Raw genomic sequence first — 19,080 nt, forward strand, 5'->3', positions numbered from 1 at the left:
TATTAACATACTACGTACGGGATTTAACTAGTTCAGGCAAGATCGAGGGCAGTCATGTTGCATAAGTATCGATAACATGTGATTGAATTGTATTTTATTAAAGGAGGTATTTGTATAAAACTTTCGAGGAAGAGTCTATTACCTGTATTTTTTGCCATTTTATTTTTCGCAGGAATTATTCTAGTATCATTAAAGTCGTTTGTTTGGGGTCTATTGCCACTAGTATTATTACTTTTGTTCTTTATGTTAACTACTAAATATCGTTCAACCATTTCTTTGTTTATATTCTTCTTGATTGGTTTATTCCTGTTTCAAATGACAACCCTTTTTATCAATGACTGGGATATTTCCGCGGAATCAAGGATCTTACTAAACAGAAGTTTACTTTTGTTTATACTTGGCGGAACAATAATTTCACTCATGTTATCTAAGCAGAGTATATATTTCTTCACCAAACGACCAGATTGGCAACAACGCATAAAGATGCCATTTCATACAATTAAATTATCAACTTTTTTACTTATTGGGCTATTTGGTTCTAGTACAATATTTGTATCCGTACTTACACCTGAAAAAATAAGTTATTTAAAATCAATTGTAATTTTTGCTATATTGTTCGCCATCCTAAACGCCACGCTCGAGGAACTAATTTGGAGAGGTACTATGTTATCGAGTTTAAAAAGAAATGTTTCCACATGTTACGCAGTTTTAATAACTAGTATTGGATTTGGGTTACTTCACATATCCATTGGAATTCCTGTAATCATAAGCTTACTTTTTTCATTTGGTGGATTTTTCTATGCGATGGTAGTATTAAAGTCTAAGAGTATATACCCATCCATACTTTTCCATATCATTATCAACCTTGGGATGGTTTTCAATGGTTGGATAGTATGAACTTCAAAAAAGGTAGATAAAACTTGTAACTAATGATTGTAGTCAAGGGGTAAGAATTATAGAGAATTTGGGTTACGGCGGTGTAGGAGCGGGATTAATTTATTTCTTAGGAAATAACGTCTTGAAACCTAGTTTTTGATAAAAGGTACTAGGACCCGAAACAATTACTCTCTATAAACATTATAACACCATCTACTTCTTATTTACAGACTACTTTTACACCAACCCATATCTTATACTGTTATAAGCAAGTCAAAGAATATAAGGAGTGTATTTATATGAATGACAACAAAAGTATTTTAGATCCTGGTCCGTTCTTTCATGGTACTAAAGCAAAACTGAAAATTGGTGACATGCTTGAACCTTTGCATTTATCTAATTATCAAGATAAAAAATCTAATTATATATATTTCACTGCAACATTAGAAGCTGCTAAATGGGGTGCTGAATTAGCAAAGTCTACGGAAAAAGAGAGGATTTATATCGTTGAACCATCAGGTGATTTTGAAAATGATCCGAACGTAACTGACAAAAAGTTTCCCGGAAATCCAACACGTTCTTATAGGTCAAAATCTCCTTTGAAAATAGTAGCTGAATTAAGTACGTGGGAAAGACATTCTGATGAAGAGATAAATCATATGCTTTCATTTTTAAAAAAGTTAAGTGAACAAGGGGAAAATGTGATATACGATTAACTTTCTTATTATCAAAACTGTTGCAAAAGGACAGATAAAAAAGATGCCAGGTATCTATCACTATTCCCAAAGTGAGAGTGTTTAATGGATTCAGCGCCATTGCGTCTATGTCGCAAACGGGCATTTATGTTGAACTGGTGATAATTTAAATAGCCAAAGGTTTTGGAGCATTTCTTAAACATTAGGAATGCTTTTATTTTTGTCTAAATAAAATAATAGCAATTCTAAAAATAAATTAATATTCCAAATGGATATATATTTATTGTTAAACAATAAATTATGTAGTAAGATTATCGTGACGATAAATTAAGAGAGGGGATTTCTTTATGAAGAAAGGAACAACAATCTTTTTAAAGATAGCTGTTTTCCTTATTGCGGTTACGGTTCTTGCATTGTGTATATTTTGGTTGCCTTGGTTAGCAAATAATACGGCAGAAATGTATCCAGAGTTTGATTATTTGCAGTATCCAGTTTTGATTAGCCTGTATATAACGGTAATACCGTTTTACCTTGCTCTATTTCAGGCTTTAAAAATTTTAAATTACATTGAAAATAACAATGCTTTCTCAGAACGATCAGTAAATGTTTTAAAGTATATAAAGTACTGTGCAATTACGATAAGTATAGTATATGTGATAGGGAATATCTTTCTTATAACACAAAATGCTTTACACCCAGGAATAGCGATTATTGGATTTATAATTATTTTTACTTCTGTAGTTATTGCGGTCTTCACTGCGGTTCTTCAGAAATTATTAAAAAATGCTTTAGATATAAAGTTAGAAAATGATTTAACGGTCTGAGGTGAAAGTAATGGCAATTATAATCAATATTGATGTCATGTTAGCGAAAAGAAAAATGAGTGTAACAGAACTAACTGAAAGAGTTGGAATCACAATGGCTAATATTTCTATCTTGAAGAATGGAAAGGCAAAAGCGATTCGCTTATCAACTTTAGACGCTATTTGTAAGGCTTTGGACTGTCAACCTGGCGATATTCTTGAATATCAAAGTGATAATGATATTTAAAAAAGGTACCAGGTCCCGAAACAATTTAGAATTGTTTTGAGATCTAGTACCTTTAAGGGCATGCCTATCTACCACGCAATATACCTTTTTCCCGTTTTCGTTCTTTCAATTAGGGTGATAGAAGTCATTTATGCTTATTAAGCAAACGGATTCTTTTGTTCTTCAAATAACCTCTCCTAAAAAATTATTTATAGTATGAATAGTTTATATTTATAGAGCATTTCTATGTAATCAGGAATGCTTTTTGGCTTTTTCTAAAATGAAAAGAATAATTTTTTAACAAGTAAAATATAATGGGTAACGACATATATTTATTGATATTCAATAAATTAGGTGTTAAAGTAATGTTTGCATTAAATAAGTTGAGTGAGGTGTCTTTTATGAAACTAGGAACAACACTATTTTTAAAAATTGCTGTCATTTTAATTGGAATTCCAGTTCTTGCTTTGTGCATATTTTTGTTGCCTCAGTTAGCGAGTGAAGCAAAAGAAGCTGCGGAAAGAGGTTGGGATTTTGCTAATGTGATATACGGAATTTTAATGGTCATGTATATTTCGGTGATCCCATTTTACTTCGCTTTGTATCAAACTTTTAAGCTATTAAGCTATATTGACAAGAACCAGGCTTTCTCAGAGTTATCTGTAAGAACGCTAAAGAAAATTAAATACTGTGCTGTCACAATCAGCGGCTTGTATGTGGTAGCCCTTCCACTCGTCTTTATCATAGCGGAGATAGACGACGCCCCAGGTCTGGTAATAGTCGGAATGATTCCTATATTTTCTTCCATTGTGATTGCTGTCTTTGCGGCTGTTCTTCAAAGACTTTTACAAGAAGCGATTACCATAAAGTCAGAACATGATTTAACGGTCTGAAAAATAGGTACCAAGTCTCCAAACAGTTCAGAAATTTCCTGGGATCTGGTATCTTTAATTAGGTTAAAGAAAGCTTAATGTGTTTATGCTAAATATAGTGTAGAATATCGTTTACTTTACGTTTCACCATCTAGCCATTTTGTTTAGTGAATATTGAAAACTTAAGAATGAGGGGTACGCTTTATGAAGATCCGAAGCATAGATCATGTGGGTATAATCGTCAATAATCTTCCCGTCGTGCAAGCTTTCTTTCTTGACTTAGGTCTTGAAAAGATAGGTGTAGAAAAAGTGGAAGGCGAATGGATGGTACGGATGAAAGAGCTTCATGACGTTAAAGAGGAAGTTGTAACGTTGGAAATTGCAATGTTGCAAGCGGTGGATGGTGAAGCGAATATAGAACTAGTAAAATTTCACACAGCATCAGATAAAAATGACATAAAGTATCCTTTGTCAAATACGCTAGGTATCCGGCATATTGCTTTTGCTGTTGAAGATATTGACGCCATTGTTACCAAATTAAAAAAGAAAGGCGCAGAACTTATGGGTGAGATACAAACATTTGAAAACGCGTATAAATTATGCTTCGTACGTGGCCCAGAAGGAATCATTTTGGAGCTGGCTGAGAACATCAAATGAAAATTGAGGTAGAATTTGAATTGACTTCAATCTCCGAGTGGGTAAGAAAGCTTTTATACACAACTTTATTGCATTGAACTTCAATCATATTGGCAGTATCCATTTAAAAGAAACTTTAATGTTAAGCGAACGGGCACGTTAGTTTAAGAAGAGATCATCACTCGATGGTCTTTTTTTGCACAAAAAAAACGTACTATCGCATGGTTTTAGTGACATATGGTGTAAGAATAGAAACGAAAGGATAAGGAACACCTTTAGCATACTAAGTTGCTATATTTACCATTCGTAACGGGAAGGATTACATAACAACTATGTAACCTATTTAATACTCAACCGTTTAACATCGTAATGAGATAAAACTAATCAATTAGACCCTTTCTTCGAAAGTTAAATTCATCTCCCACTACAAATTATAGACTTGGTTGAATAGTAAAAACCTCGAACTAGAAGGTGTGAATTGTTGATTAGTATAAAATTTGCATTGGAGGTGTAGTAATGGGATTTTTTATAGCTAGCATTGGACTTATAGCAATAATTATAGGGGCGATTGGATTTATTGTTTTACTGATTTTGAAAAAGCCTAAGAAAGTGGCCGCAATAGTAGTCATCATAGGTGTTTTATTGTATTTGATCGGCGCGGTGATTACTCCTCCCGATGAACTTGGGAAATCAGAAACGCTAGAGACAACAGTAACTACACTGAGATAATTGTCTTGGGACCTGGTACTTTTAATTATTACGAGTCTTAGAAAGAAATATCAACATTTTTTCTCTAGTAAAATAAATGAGTAACAAATTTATTCGCAAAATCTATTAAAGTTAATATACAGTTAACTATATTCAAACTATTCGGAATAATATTGACAAATATTTTTTTGTAAGTAAAATGAGAGTTAGTAAAGATGTTCTTGTAATTAAATGCTGGTAAAGAGTCTCCTAAAAGAGCAACACATAAGATACCGAAAAAATAAGCGTTTATTTAGAATGAAGAACGAGTAACTTATGCACGAATGGATGAAAAGGTAACGCATCTAGCAGATTGGTTATCATCTTAAGGAATAGAAAAGATCGATAAAGTAGGCTTTTTCTTAGAGAATGGCGTTACTTTTGTGTAAGTCGAAAATAAACATAACTTTAAAAGAATCTAATTAAGGATCATGCGTAATTTTCAAGAAAATTACCGGATGAAACTCTTTAATTGTAGATTTTGAATTTCACTACTCCTTAAAAATATGATGAGGTGATAAATGATGAATTATAAAAAAATTCTAGTAGAGAAAACGGGAAAGCTTGCCTATATTATTATTAACTCACCAGAGCAACGAAATGCATTGAGTAATGAAACGCTTAATGAAATAAGAGATGCACTGGAGAAGCTGAAAATAGATAATGATGCAGAGTGTATTATTTTCACTGGTAACGGAGAACAATCATTTGCAGCAGGCGCAGATATTAGTCAACTGAAAAATCGCATGCCGTTGGATATACTTGAAAATGGCAGTATGCAGAACCTATATGATTTTATCGAAGCATATGATAAACCAACAATCGCCATGATCAACGGATATGCACTAGGCGGAGGATGCGAGCTTGCTATGGCGTGTGACATTCGAATTGCTTCTGAAAATGCAAAATTTGGCCTTCCAGAATTGAATCTCGGTGTCATTCCAGGTGCTGGTGGAACCCAACGAATGGCTAGATTAATTGGAAAAGGAAGAGCCATTGATTTAATTTTAACAGGAAAAATAATTTCTGCTGAAGAAGCTGTAAAAATAGGGCTGGTTTCGGAAACTGTACCCTTGAATCAATTAAAAGATGCTGTTGAAAGAACAGCATCCCAAATTTTGGACAAAGGTCCACTGGCTGTAAAGCTCGCAAAAGTGGTTATTCATGCAGGTTTTGATACCGATATGAAAACTGGTCAATTAATTGAAAGTTTGGCAAAAGGCATTCTTTTTTCAACAGCAGATAAGAATGAAGGGGCTACTGCTTTCATGGAGAAACGCACTCCGGAGTTTACGTCAAAATAGACTGTTTTTATGTAAGCTTAAAATATAAAACACAAACCTCTTCAGTATATATAATAAACAGCCGCCTTTGCCGATTTTTTCAATCGCAAAGACGGCTGTTTTTTTGGTTTGCTACACATTGCTTGTATGGTCTATGGCCTTGGATGTTACTAAGTTTTTGTTACGTACCTTTCAATTTAGCGGAATACGTTTTCAGTAGTCAGGTTGAGGTGCACAGTGTCCTCGTCGAAATACTGTACCCCTAAGTAATACTTATCTACTCGATAGACATCCAAATGGTTGCCGTAACTTAACACTTCTTTGCCAAATTGTTTTCTGAAAAATGGTCTTAATGACTTTCTATTTCCGTCGAGGTCAGAGGTTCGGAAGATTCCTCGTACTTTGGCGTTTGGTTTTATTGCATAACTTGAATTACTATTATGATAGAATCCATAATTACCAAGCTCTGAAAAATAGAAATTATAGTGTTCGGCTATATCTTGGTAGGCATAAGGATCTTTAACGACTGATTTTAATTTGGAGAAAGACATGCCGAGCGCTCCGGGTACCCATTTCAACTGCCCTTTTTTAGCTAATGAAGCGAACGTGTTGTCAAAATAAGCGACTTCTTTAGCGGAGCCATTTATATACAACTGATAAAACTTCGACTTAAAAGAGCCTGAATGTTTACTTGTAGTAGATCCATCATAAAAGGGACTATATTTTTCTATCCCAATTTCTATAATACTTGGGGATATAAACCGGGAATGCATACTCGCACCGTCTCCATAGAACATCCCATCCATGAATATATCTCCACTTTTGGTAACACCAACCACTTCAACTGATTCCGTCCCTTCTACCCCAGTCTTGTGATAGAAATATGTATCACTGTTTTTGGTAACTGTGAAACTGATCTCATGACTCATTATTCCTCCGTGACCTATCCAAAGTACACGACCATCTTTTTTAATGACCGGTTCTTTACTCGATGTCACATCAATGACTAATGAGTTGCTGAGTTTGATCGGAAATTTTGATTTTTCAGACGACAATGAGTATGCCTTATACACTTTCTCATTACTTTTGGCACTAGCCTTGTTTTCTGTAAGAAACATTAGTAATGTAATGGCGAAAAAACACACTGCCAACATTTTGCTAATCTTATTCATAGGATTCTCCTTCGTAAAACACATTTTAATTGTGATCGTTGAAATTACTTGAACTTTGAGTATTACTTTAACTAATTTCTATGCCGTTTGAAAAATTATACAACTGAATAACCACCTCTTTTCTCCTGATTCAATTATACTACGTTGGATTGAAAAAAGTACCTGTGCATCAAAATTTTATGAATGTTTAAACAAACACGAAAGGTTGACGCGTAGGTACCCTACACTAGGATAAAATCTATAAAATTAAAAAAGGTACTAGGGTCCAAGGCAATTCAGAATCATTTAGGAACCTGTACCTTTAATAAAAGAAACATACTATCAATTTGCATTAATGCAAAAGAAAATGCAATGCTGCAATGGGTGAGTATTATTCCGATTAATCAGTATATTCGAAATCATTCGATTAATAATTGCGATTTTGCAATTAAAAATGTTTGAATTAAGACGTATGCATTGTTATGAGGGGATTTCAAAAGCTGGCACGGTTCTTGCAATGTAAATAGCTACCACTTACGAGGAGGAATAGTATGAAATTATTTGGCGTAGACGTCGGGGGAACATTTACAGACGTATTCTATAATGACACTGAAAAGCAGCATACTTTTATTCATAAGCTTCCTACTACATTAGCTGATCCAGCAATTGGGGTTATAAAAGGAATGATTGAGTTATCAGAAATGAATGGAGTAGCTGTACATGAAATCGATCATATATTTCATGGCACTACAATCGGGACGAATGCAATATTGGAATTTGATGGAGCTAAAACAGGGATGATTACTACAAAAGGGTATAAGGATATTCTGCATATAGGAAGACACCAAAGACCTCAAAACTATTCAATCATGCAGGATATTCCGTGGCAGCATCGTCCCTTGGTTCAAAGAAGAAATCGAAAAACAGTGAGTGAACGAATGGGCCCAGCAAAAGGTGAAATAATCGAACCGTTGAACGAAGAAGAAGTCATCGCAGCTATTCACGAATTAAAAGAACTGGGTGTTGAATCTATTATTGTTGGTTTTCTATTTTCTTACATTAATCCAGAGCATGAAGAAAGGGTAGTGGAATTAATAAAAGAGGAATACCCGGAAGCATTTATAACGACATCTTCAGGTGTGTCTCCTCAGTTTCGAGAGTTCGAGCGATTTACCACAGCAAGTCTAAATGGATTTATAGGTCCAAAAGTGAAAGGCTACATTGATAATTTATCATCAGGTTTAAAAGAAGCGAGCATTACTGCAGATTTGCATATTATGTGCTCAAACGGTGGGGTTGCTACCCCAGAAAACATTGCAGAAAAACCTGTTAATACACTGTTGTCCGGTCCCGCCGCTGGAATCTTGGGAGGAGCCTATGCCGGTGTATTATCCGATCGGAAAAAGCTAATTACTTTTGATGTTGGTGGAACCAGTGCCGACATCGGGATTGTGACTGAACAAGGATTTGGAGAAGCATCGGCTCGGGATACATGGATTGCCGGATATCCGGTCATGGTTCCGATGATAGATATCCACACAATCGGTGCTGGTGGGGGAAGTATTGCCTATATAGATGAAGGCGGGCTATTCAAAGTAGGACCAAAAAGTGCAGGTTCAGTTCCCGGTCCGGCTTGTTACGGGCATGGAGGTACCCTACCAACGATAAGCGATGCAAATGTTGTATTAGGTAGATTAGATCAAGAGAACTTCCTAGGTGGGGAGATGAAGCTTCATGTTGAAGCGGCACATAAAGTCATAGCTGAACTGGCCGAAAAACTAGAGATGACAAAAGAGGAGACAGCAGAAGGTATTTTAACCATTCTAAATAACAATATGGCGAACGCGATTAGAGAAAAAACGATTCAAAAGGGGGCAGACCCTAGAGAATTCTCTTTAGTTGCATTTGGCGGTGCTGGCCCGCTCCATGCTATTGATGTGGCAAGAGAATTGAAAATCCCGGAAATAATTATACCCGCATATCCAGGGATTAATTCTGCAACTGGGTTGCTAACTACAGACTTGAAATACGATGTAATTAAAACCGAATTTATGCTAAGCGACTCTTTAAATCTCTCTATTCTAAATAAGGATTTTCAATCTTTAGAAGAAGGTCTCAAGAAGCAGCTATTGAAAGATTTAGTAGAAGAAGAGAACATTTCAATGCAGCGTTTTGTAGAATGCAGATATATCGGTCAAGGATATGAACTGAGAGTGCCCTTCCCATCAGAAGAATTGACAAATCACAACATTATTGACTGTTTTAACTTATTTCATGAAATTCACAAAAACGAATACGGTCACTCTTTTGAAAGTACTCCCATTGAAATTGTAAATATTCGTGTTGTGGGTACTGGTAAAATGCCTAAGCTAAGAAAAGAAAAAGTGAATGGAAGTAGTGATTTAGGGGCCGCTATTGTTAAAAAAGAACATGTGCTATTTAGACATAAAGGGGAACTTCAAAAAATGGAAACGCTCCATTATCAGCGTGAGTTACTTCCTGCTGGAAAATGGTTGGAAGGACCAGCAATCATCCTTCAAAAAGATACGACGACAGTTATTCCACCAGGCAATCAATTTGTAGTAGAGGAATATGGAAATCTAATTATTAAGGTGGGTGAACAATCATGAGTACGAAGATTAGCAAAGTAATAGATCCAGTTACCATGCAAGTAGTTTTAGGAGCATTGGAGAATGCGGCTATTGAAATGGGACATAAGCTAGCCCGCATGTCCTATTCCAGTATTATTCGCGAGTCAGAAGATTTCGGATGTGCGTTGGTTGACATAAAAGGTCGACAGCTTTGTGAATCTACTCATAGTACTCCGCTTCAATCGGGTCCGATTCCAGGATATGTGAAGGGAATCAGACAAGTTATGGAAGAGAGAGGGGATCAGTTTGAGCCTGGGGATGTTATTTTGCATAATTCAACATACCATGGCGCATCGCATGGACCTGATTTTGGATTGTGTATACCGGTATTTTATGAAAAAAGCTTAATTGGTTTTTCTGTAACTACTGCTCATCATTTGGATGTCGGTGCTTCTACCCCAGGAAGTTGTGGGATTGTTGATGCTGTGGATGCATATGCAGAAGGACTTCAATTTAAAGCGATTAAAGTATATGAAAAAGGAAAAAAGAATACGTTTGTGTGGAATATTTTAGAGGATAATATTCGAAGTTCGGACTTGGTTGTTGGAGACATTGGGGCACAAATAGCAGCGGCAAGAATTGGGGTCGAACGCTATTTGGAAATCATCAATAAATATGGCTTAGAAACAGTAGAAGCTACAGCGGAAGGGTTGACTAACTACTCCGAGAAAATGATGCGCAATGCTATTAACAAGCTTCCAGATGGAGAGTATTACGCAGAAGGATTAATGGATGGCTATTTAGATAGTGATGATCCTACGAAAAAAGATCTAAAGATTGCAGTCACTTTGAAAGTGCAGGGAGATCAGTTGGTTGTCGATTTAACTGGAACATCGCGGCAAATCGATGACAAGCCGATTAATATGCCTTTGGAAGGAACGGTAGATATAGCAATCTATCTAACATTGCGCTCAATTTTATTGGATTCGGAGGATTATGGGAACTTCCCTCAAAACACAGGATTAACACGGCCCATTACAATAATTGCACCAGAAGGAACACTCTGTAACCCTATTTTCCCGGCACCTACAATTGCACGATTTTGCCAAGGAAATGTAGTGGCGGACACTTTAATGAGGGCGTTAGCTGAAGTTGTTCCAAAACAAGTAAGCGCTGGGGTGGGAAATCTAAAGGTATTAGCCATGAGTGGAAAAAAAGGTAAGGACTACTGGGTGTACATGGACATCATGGAAGGAAGCTATGGTGGGCGTTATGGAAAAGATGGGATGGATTCAGTAGACACGCTGTATGCAAATACTAGAAATAACCCAATTGAAGATATTGAATCACATTATCCATTACGCGTAACGAAATACGAGTTGCGCAATCATGATTGTGCTCCGGGAAAATGGCGTGGCGGTATTGGTTCGATAAGAGAAATAACTTTTCTTGAGAATGGAAGCTTTTCACTTGAAGGCGATGGACATAAATACGAACCATGGGGATTTGCGGATGGAAAAGACGGAAAAGTCGGTGATCTTTCCATTCGATATCCTGATGGGACAGAAAAGAAATTACCTTCGAAAATTTCTAATACTACTGTGCAAAGTGGCAGTTCTTTAAAAATGACGGGACCATGTGGGGGCGGTTACGGTAACCCATTAGAAAGAAGTCCCCAAGCTGTCTACGAGGATTATTTAGATGATTATATTTTGATTGAACAAGTAAAAGAAGAATATGGCGTCGTCATTACCGAGGAGGGTACGTTGGACTTAAATGAAACTGATAAACTGAGAAAATCATTGTCTCGGTTATACTAATCCAGTTAAACGGTTATTAAGAAAGGTGCAGTAGAGCTAACCCGAGTCAAGTAAAGACTGTTCCCATTAAGTTAGGATAAACAGTACTACTGCACCGTGAATAACTGCAATTTATTAGTTGGGGTAACTTCTCGCTCTCATATTTTCTTCTTCATTCACCACCAGACGAAAAACGTATTTTCTTATGTGAACGGTCAATCGTCCTCCAGAAATGCCCTGAAAATATTTGGTTTCAGATTCGGTTAAGATCTTTGCACTGCTCAGATTGATCCGAGAATTACCACGTGATTACATGTTGGCAAAGGAGATGATGGTATTGAAGGATAAAGAAAAAGGACTTAGTTTATCCGGTAAAGATATAATGCCTACAACGGAGAAAGAGAAAAGTATTTCAACTTTTGCCTTTTTATTATTATGGATTGGTATTGCCGTGCAACTCGTAACGTTTATAGCAGCTGCACAGTTGTATCCGGCTTTGTCTCCGACTCAAATAATAATAGCTTGTATTATTGGGAATTTGATAGTTGCCTTACTCTTAACATTACTCGGAGATATAGGGATTAAGTACGGTATTCCTTTCGCTGTTTATATAAGAGCTTGTTTTGGATATTTAGGTACACATATTCCTGCTCTTTTAAGAGCACTTCCCGCCATATTCTGGTTTGGATTTCAAACCTGGATGGGGGCCTATGCTTTGAATGTGATTATGGAAATGGTAACCGGATATTCTAATTTAACATTGCTCATTATCGTATTTGGTGCAATCCAAATAATTAATACAGCCATGGGTATTAAATCCATTACAAAGTTTCAATGGCTGGCTGCCCCAAGCATTCTACTAATAGGAATCTATCTTCAATATGTTGTGATGAAAAGTCATAATTTATCATTCACCGAAATATTTTCAAAAAGTGGAGAAGGAGGTTCCTCCATGGGCTATGCGGTCGTTGTTATGATGGGAACCTATATAACAATGGCTCTAAATGCTCCGGACTTTACCCGATTCTTAAAAGTGAATGCCATAAAAGGTGAAAATAACTGGTGGAAATTAAACAAAGGTAGTCTAATTGGCCACACATTCGGTCTAGTTGGGGCTATGTTAATGTTTACAATATTAGGATTAACGAGTGGGGTTGCAACCGGGAATTGGAATCCTATTGATGTAATGGTAGCAACAATTGGAAAAGATAATCCCTTCTTATTAGTAGTTTGTCTACTATTTATAATACTGGCGCAATGGTCGACCAATATTAGTGCTAACCTTTTACCACCGGGATATATAATTGTAAACTTTTTCCCTAGGAAGATATCTTTTGCAACGGGCGCGATTATTGCAGGGACTGTTGGATTATTAATGCAACCGTGGAACTTCGCTGAATATATACCACAAATATTAGTCCTTATCACGGCAGTACTAGCACCAATTGTTGGGATCATGTTTGCAGATTATTATGTATTGAGAAAAAGAACATTAAATATTGATGAGTTATATAAGGTGGACGGACAATATAAATATTGGAATAATGTTAATCCGGCAGCAATCATTGCGTATATACCAGCTGGATTATCGGTCATTCTGTTTCCGGAATATGGATTCTTTACAGCGTTGATTATTGCAGCAGTATTGTATTATGTACTTATGAAGTTTTGGATTTGTAAAATCTATGACCAACCAGAAATTACAAGAAAAGACTTAATTCCATTAGTCCCTGATTTAAACAAAGTGAATGAAATTGAATAGAGGCCATAACTAAAAAACGATTTGGTGATTGACCGAAATAGGCTCTGATTCTTTGTTTACTTAGCAAGTAGCAATGAAGCGTATTTTTGAATAGGGGGAAAAACGATGAGAATTAAAGTTATTAATCCAAATACTACACTAGAGATGACAAAAAGTATTGAACAAGCAGCAAAACATGGTGCTCGAGAGGATACAGAAATACTTGCTGTCAGTCCAAAAATGGGGCCGATTTCTATAGAGTCATATTATGACGAGTATTTGAGTATACCCGGGGTTTTAGAAGAGATAAAAAATGGTGAAGAAGAAGGTGTAGATGCGTTTGTAATTGCATGTTGGGGAGATCCCGGTCTACATGCAGCTAGGGAAATGACAGATAAACCTGTTGTGGGGATTGCGGAGGCATCGTTATATCTCGCTTCTATGCTTGCGGCAAGATTTTCAGTAGTTACAGTATTACCGAGAATCAAAACCATGTTGGAAGAACTTGTAGATTCTTATGGGATGGGTAAAAAAGTCGCGAACATCCGAACAACACCTTTGTGTGTAATAGATTTTGAAAAAGATCCCGAAAGAGGAATGGCCATGTTAAAAGAGGAAGGCAAGAGAGCTATTGAAGAAGATCATGCGGAAGCGATTCTTCTAGGATGTGCAGGAATGGCAGATTTTGCAGATAGTCTAGAGAAAGAGTTCGGTGTACCAGTAATTGATGGAGTAGTAGCTGGCGTTAAATTTGCCGAAGTACTGGTGGATTTAGGTAAAAAAACAAGTAAATTAAAAACGTATAAGTACCCAGAAAAAAAGGAGTACACGGGGATACTAAGTCAGTTTACTCAATAAAGAAGCATGGTTGGTAGAAGAACTAGTAGCACGGTGAAAAGGAGAGTGCACAAAATGCAAACTTCACAAAGGATAAATTCTTTTCGATTATTTCAAAGAGTATTAGCGTTAGGTGAAGTTGGGAGAACGGAAAAGGGTGGAGTCACTCGGAGGGCATTAACTGAAGAAGACAAAAAAGGGCACAAACTCGTTTCACGATGGATGAAAGAAAGTGGAATGACTGTCCGCTATGATAATTTCGGTAATTTAATCGGTTGTAAAGAGGGAACAGAACCGGGATTGTCACCCGTGATCATCGGGTCGCATATTGATTCAGTAAAAAATGGCGGCCGATTTGATGGGATTATCGGTGTGTTGGGTGGAATTGAAATCGCGCAAGTTCTTAAGGAAGAAAATTTCACGCACAAAAGGTCTTTAGAAGTTATTGCTTTTTGTGAAGAAGAAGGTTCGCGTTTTAACGATGGTCTATTTGGAAGTAGAGGCGTCGTCGGAAAAATAACCCAAGAAGACTTGCGAAAAACAGATGAAAAAAATATTACACGTTATGAAGCGCTTTTGAATTTTTCTGATGAGATAGACCCGCAGAAGATCGATCAATCCATCTTGAGCGTGAAAGATGTATTTGTATATTTAGAAATGCATATTGAACAGGGGCCTTTACTTGAGGAAGAGGATTGTGCGGTAGGAATTGTAACGCATATTGCAGGTCCACATTGGATGAATTTCACCATAACTGGAGAAGCGGGGCATGCGGGCACGGTTCCTATGCATTTGAGGAAAGATCCAGTTCCGGCAGCATCGGAAATTATTCTTTATATTGAAAATGTCTGCAGTGATCCCAACATGAAAGAAACTGTTGGAACTGTAGGTATCGTCGAAGTTGAACCAGGAGGAAGCAATATCATTCCAAGTAAAGTGAGATTTTCTCTTGATTTACGGGATATTGATTTGAAGAGAAGAGAAGATCTTTATGAAAAAGTGTGCGGAAAAGTACATGAGGTGTGCGAGAAACGTCAGTTGCAGTGGCGGGTTGATGAAGGAATGAGAGTCCCTCCAGTATCATGTGCACCAAGAGTAACCAATCAGCTGTTAAAAAGCATGGAGTCTTTAGGGTTGCCACAAAAGACAATGGTCAGTGGCGCCGGACATGATGCCATGTTACTGGCGGAGATAGCGGAAATGGGAATGGTTTTTGTTAGATGCAGAAAAGGTATAAGCCATCATCCTGACGAGTGGGCAGATCAGGATGATATTGCAAAAGGTACGAATGTACTCTTGGAATCCGCAAGAGTATTTCTAAATGAATAGGAAAAGGGAGAGTGGAAATATGACTTCACCATCGTCAGAATTGACTCAGGATTCAAGAAGGAATTCCATGGATCCAATTCCGAATAATGAACGAATATTTGGCTTGCCTTCCTACATTGCAATGTGGGTTTCTTCCATGGTAGTAATCCAAATTTTCATTGTAGGGCAATCATTTCTTCCGCCAAGCGGTTCGCTAAATGTTTTGCAAGCGGTCTGGGTTACTATCATATCAGCAATAATTTTATGGGTGTTGTTTGTTTTAAATTCTGCACCTGGAATAAAATATGGGATTCCCTTTATTGTGCAAGCTAGAACATCCTTCGGGTATAAAGGCGCTCGTATTGCCTCTTTGATTCGTGTCATCCCGGCAATATTTTGGTATGGAATCGGCTCGTGGATTGGAGCAAGCGCAATGGTTTTCATCACCGAGACGATTTGGGGGTGGGGGAACATTTGGTTTTTCTTTATATTGTTTCAAATTGCGCAGTCAGCGATTGCCTACTTTGGTATAAAATCTATTAAATGGTTTGATTCAGTGTTATCTGTCGTTGTATTGGGCTTTTTAATCTATATTATGTATCAGATACTCCAGCTTGATAGTCTAAGTTTAACTGAAAATTGGATGTCATCGGGAAGTTGGGGAAAGCCCTTTTTTGTAGCCATCACAGCTTCAGTTGGTGTACTGATAACTGCTTCCATCAATAATGGGGATTTAGGTAGATTTTTAGAAAATAAACCGAAAAATAATTGGATTGGCCATTTTTTCGGAATCGTACCGATGTTTATTTTGATGTTATTAATTGGGGTTTTATCTGCTGCGACCACAGGAATATGGGATCCTATTCAGGCACTTGTTTCTGTCATACCGAGTCCGGCAGTAGCGGTTGCGATGATGATATTTATTGTAGTAGCTCAATTTACAACGAATTTGACGATTAATATCAAACCGCCGGCACTTGTCTTAGTTGAAATGTTTGACATGAAATGGGGGGTGGCTGTAGTTGTTGTTGGCGTGTTGAGTATCGCGACATTCCCATGGTTACTCCTTTCAAGTACGGCCTTTGGTCAGTTTATCGCCTTCTACTCCGCTTTTTTAGGGCCGTTATTAGGCATACTTTTAGCTGACTATTACCTTGTAAGAAAACAGAAGATCGATGTCGAAGAGTATTATAGTCAACAACAAAGCTATAATTGGTTGGGACTTGGCGTGTTGCTAATTAGCGGAATTATAGGTATTATCTTTTTGCCCATCTCATGGATGGTAAGTCTTCCATTAAGTATTATCCTTTATTGGGGTGGTTGCCAACTGAATCCTATTCATAAAAGAACTGAAATGCTCAAACAAGCCAATGAATAGTCCTGAAGATACTACGATTCAACTGAATACAAAAGCATCACCCCAGCTGCATCCTATTGGATGTGGTTGGGGTGTTTTTGTGGCAAGCCAACATAGGGTGGATGCAATTACATCGAGGTGCAATGTATTAAAGTTTAGAATTATGTGAATCTACGGACAATTGATATATAATTATTTGTAATTACTTAACAAGTGGAGGTCGAAATATTGGAGACTTTTATACTAGATTCTGCTGGAAAGAGCTATCGGGCTGACATAAAAAAAGCGGGGGAAATCAACTGTGAAGAAGCAAAGGAACTTGCCCGACTAATAGAAGACAAAGAAACACAATTAGTGAATACCGAGGGAACGAATAGTACGTATTTTATTGGGAATATGCAAAAGAATTGTACAATTGTCTCTAAAATTGATTCGGAACATGCGGAGGAATACATCGTTTCAAGTAAAAGGTACAAAAATTTAAAAGAAGATCTAGAGTCAATTATGAATTCAAGTGGAGAGCTAGTAACCATTGCGAATAATCAAGGGGTTATTGAACGAGTTAGCTCAAACTGTAAAAAAATCATGGGGATTGAAGTGAATGAATTTGTCGGTAAATCAATTTTTGAGCTGGAAAAATCGGGAGTCGTTACTCTGTCATCTACAAAAAAAGTGTTAGAAACATTGAGGGAAGTGACGGTAACCCAACAAACAAAAGGCAATAAGCGTTTATATGTACGAGGGTTCCCAATTTTTAATGAAAATGGTTCACTAGGGAAAATCCTGAATATATCAAAAGATGTAACTGAAGAATCGATATTACGGGAAAGGCTGAAAGAAGCTGAACGCGAAGTAGAACTTTTAATAGAAGAAGTCCATAAAGGACACAAGAACGACAATAGGATCATCGTCAAATCAAAAAAGGTAGAAGAAATATATTATTTATTGAATAAGGTAGCAAAAACGGATGTGACTGTTCTCTTTCTAGGGGAAACCGGAGTGGGTAAAGGCGTTTTCGCCCAATACTTACATGAGACTAGTAATAGAAGGGATTTCCCTTTTATTAATGTGAATTGCAGTGTACTACCAAAGCACTTGATCGAATCGGAGTTATTTGGCTATGTGAAAGGGTCTTTTACGGGGGCAAATCCTCAAGGGAAAAAAGGATTGATTGAAGCAGCTGAAAATGGGACGTTATTTTTAGATGAGATTGGTGAGCTTTCCTTAGAGACTCAAGCAAAGTTATTGCATGTTTTGCAGGAAAAAACATTTACTCCTATCGGAACAACGACGCCAGTGAAAGCGAATGTAAGATTTATTGCGGCTACGAATAAAGATTTAACTACAATGATAGAAAAGGGACAGTTTCGCAGTGATTTATATTACCGTCTTAATGTAGTACCCATTCAAATGCCTACACTTAGGGAAAGAAAAGAAGATATTCCTTTCTTTCTACAGCATTTTTTAGAAGTTTTCAATACAAAATATCAAAAATCCCGCTCCCTATCTCCTGAAGTTATAGATCAATTAACGTATTATAATTGGCCTGGTAATGTAAGAGAGTTGCAAAATATGATGGAAAGATTAATCATTACTTCGTCAAAAAACACAATAGAAATGACGGATTTACCTGCATCAATAGTAGACCAGCAGCATTATGTAAGTATAGAGGCTCTTGAAAATAATTCTTTAAAAGAGAGAATGGATCAGTTTGAAAAACAGATTTTAATCAAAACTTTAGCAAAATCAAAAAACTTAAGTGAAATGTCAACTAGTTTACAAGTGGATATTTCAACTATTAGCAGAAAGTTAAAGAAACACAACATTGCTTTGCGTTAATGCAAAAAAATGCAATATTGCAAAAGGTTGATTCTATGCTTACTAACAATTAAATTCAAAAATTTTGAGAACTTTATTGCATTAATGCAATTTAAAAATAATTGAATGAAGAGGTATGTATTGTTATGAAAGCGTTTTAAAAGTTGGCACCATTCTTGCAATATAAATAGCTAACACAGAAAAGGAGGAATAGTATGGAACTATTTGGCGTAGATGTCGGGGGGCACTACAACAGCCGATCGGAATGATCGAGTTATCAGAAATGATGAAGTTTAAGCTACGGGAAACAGTTATAAGCAATCATTGATTAAGTAGGAAA

General features: G+C 36.7%; 16 protein-coding genes. 15 read left to right on the forward strand and 1 reads right to left on the reverse strand.

The window, feature by feature from the left end; all coding sequences use genetic code 11:
- The first annotated feature begins 483 nt into the window (after positions 1–483).
- From CSV79_RS10825 to CSV79_RS10860, 8 genes are all read left to right on the forward strand, one after another.
- On the forward strand, positions 484–897 hold the full coding sequence (locus CSV79_RS10825) for a CPBP family intramembrane glutamic endopeptidase (protein ID WP_233201426.1): 414 nt from the start codon (positions 484–486) through the stop codon (positions 895–897).
- Positions 898–1,175: 278 nt separating this feature from the next.
- Positions 1,176–1,592, forward strand: a complete 417-nt coding sequence (gene arr / locus CSV79_RS10830; RefSeq protein ID WP_099689070.1) for an NAD(+)--rifampin ADP-ribosyltransferase — start codon at positions 1,176–1,178, stop codon at positions 1,590–1,592.
- Between the two features lie 326 nt (positions 1,593–1,918).
- Complete coding sequence (locus CSV79_RS10835) at positions 1,919–2,395, forward strand: DUF2975 domain-containing protein (protein ID WP_099689071.1); 477 nt, start codon at positions 1,919–1,921, stop codon at positions 2,393–2,395.
- Between the two features lie 10 nt (positions 2,396–2,405).
- Entirely contained in the window at positions 2,406–2,621 is a 216-nt protein-coding gene (locus tag CSV79_RS10840; RefSeq protein WP_099689072.1) for a helix-turn-helix domain-containing protein, read from the forward strand.
- 380 nt (positions 2,622–3,001) lie between these two features.
- Positions 3,002–3,493 carry a DUF2975 domain-containing protein gene (locus CSV79_RS10845; protein ID WP_099689093.1) on the forward strand — a complete coding sequence of 164 codons (492 nt, stop codon included), beginning with the start codon at positions 3,002–3,004 and terminating at the stop codon, positions 3,491–3,493.
- 183 nt (positions 3,494–3,676) lie between these two features.
- Positions 3,677–4,129 carry a VOC family protein gene (locus CSV79_RS10850; protein ID WP_099689073.1) on the forward strand — a complete coding sequence of 151 codons (453 nt, stop codon included), beginning with the start codon at positions 3,677–3,679 and terminating at the stop codon, positions 4,127–4,129.
- 495 nt (positions 4,130–4,624) lie between these two features.
- On the forward strand, positions 4,625–4,837 hold the full coding sequence (locus tag CSV79_RS10855) for a hypothetical protein (protein WP_099689074.1): 213 nt from the start codon (positions 4,625–4,627) through the stop codon (positions 4,835–4,837).
- 539 nt (positions 4,838–5,376) lie between these two features.
- Positions 5,377–6,159: an enoyl-CoA hydratase/isomerase family protein gene (locus CSV79_RS10860; protein ID WP_369824951.1), complete on the forward strand. Its 783-nt coding sequence runs from the start codon at positions 5,377–5,379 to the stop codon at positions 6,157–6,159.
- A gap of 176 nt (positions 6,160–6,335) precedes the next feature.
- On the opposite strand, the gene CSV79_RS10865 is transcribed toward CSV79_RS10860, so the two are convergent.
- Complete coding sequence (locus CSV79_RS10865) at positions 6,336–7,310, reverse strand: hypothetical protein (RefSeq protein ID WP_099689076.1); 975 nt, start codon at positions 7,308–7,310, stop codon at positions 6,336–6,338.
- Between the two features lie 530 nt (positions 7,311–7,840).
- Between CSV79_RS10865 and CSV79_RS10870 the strand changes: the two genes are divergently transcribed.
- The 7 genes from CSV79_RS10870 (at position 7,841) to CSV79_RS10900 (ending at position 18,761) form a co-directional block, all read left to right on the forward strand.
- Positions 7,841–9,919 (forward strand): hydantoinase/oxoprolinase family protein, encoded by a 2,079-nt coding sequence (locus tag CSV79_RS10870; protein WP_099689077.1) that lies wholly within the window; start codon positions 7,841–7,843, stop codon positions 9,917–9,919.
- Entirely contained in the window at positions 9,916–11,700 is a 1,785-nt protein-coding gene (locus tag CSV79_RS10875) for a hydantoinase B/oxoprolinase family protein (protein WP_099689078.1), read from the forward strand. Before CSV79_RS10870 ends, CSV79_RS10875 begins: the two co-directional genes overlap by 4 nt.
- Before the next feature lie 316 nt (positions 11,701–12,016).
- A complete protein-coding gene (ncs1, locus tag CSV79_RS10880; RefSeq protein WP_158232515.1) occupies positions 12,017–13,441 on the forward strand; it encodes an NCS1 family nucleobase:cation symporter in 1,425 nt (474 codons plus the stop codon).
- A 105-nt stretch (positions 13,442–13,546) separates the two neighbouring features.
- Positions 13,547–14,278, forward strand: coding sequence for an aspartate/glutamate racemase family protein (locus CSV79_RS10885; RefSeq protein WP_099689080.1), 732 nt, complete (start codon positions 13,547–13,549; stop codon positions 14,276–14,278).
- A 54-nt stretch (positions 14,279–14,332) separates the two neighbouring features.
- Complete coding sequence (locus tag CSV79_RS10890) at positions 14,333–15,586, forward strand: Zn-dependent hydrolase (protein ID WP_099689081.1); 1,254 nt, start codon at positions 14,333–14,335, stop codon at positions 15,584–15,586.
- A 19-nt stretch (positions 15,587–15,605) separates the two neighbouring features.
- Entirely contained in the window at positions 15,606–16,943 is a 1,338-nt protein-coding gene (locus tag CSV79_RS10895) for an NCS1 family transporter (RefSeq protein ID WP_158232516.1), read from the forward strand.
- Between the two features lie 207 nt (positions 16,944–17,150).
- Positions 17,151–18,761, forward strand: a complete 1,611-nt coding sequence (locus CSV79_RS10900; RefSeq protein WP_099689083.1) for a sigma-54 interaction domain-containing protein — start codon at positions 17,151–17,153, stop codon at positions 18,759–18,761.
- The last annotated feature ends 319 nt before the right edge of the window (positions 18,762–19,080 follow it).

Source organism: Sporosarcina sp. P13 (assembly GCF_002743055.1).
In the GTDB taxonomy this organism is placed as follows: Bacteria; Bacillota; Bacilli; order Bacillales_A; family Planococcaceae; genus Sporosarcina.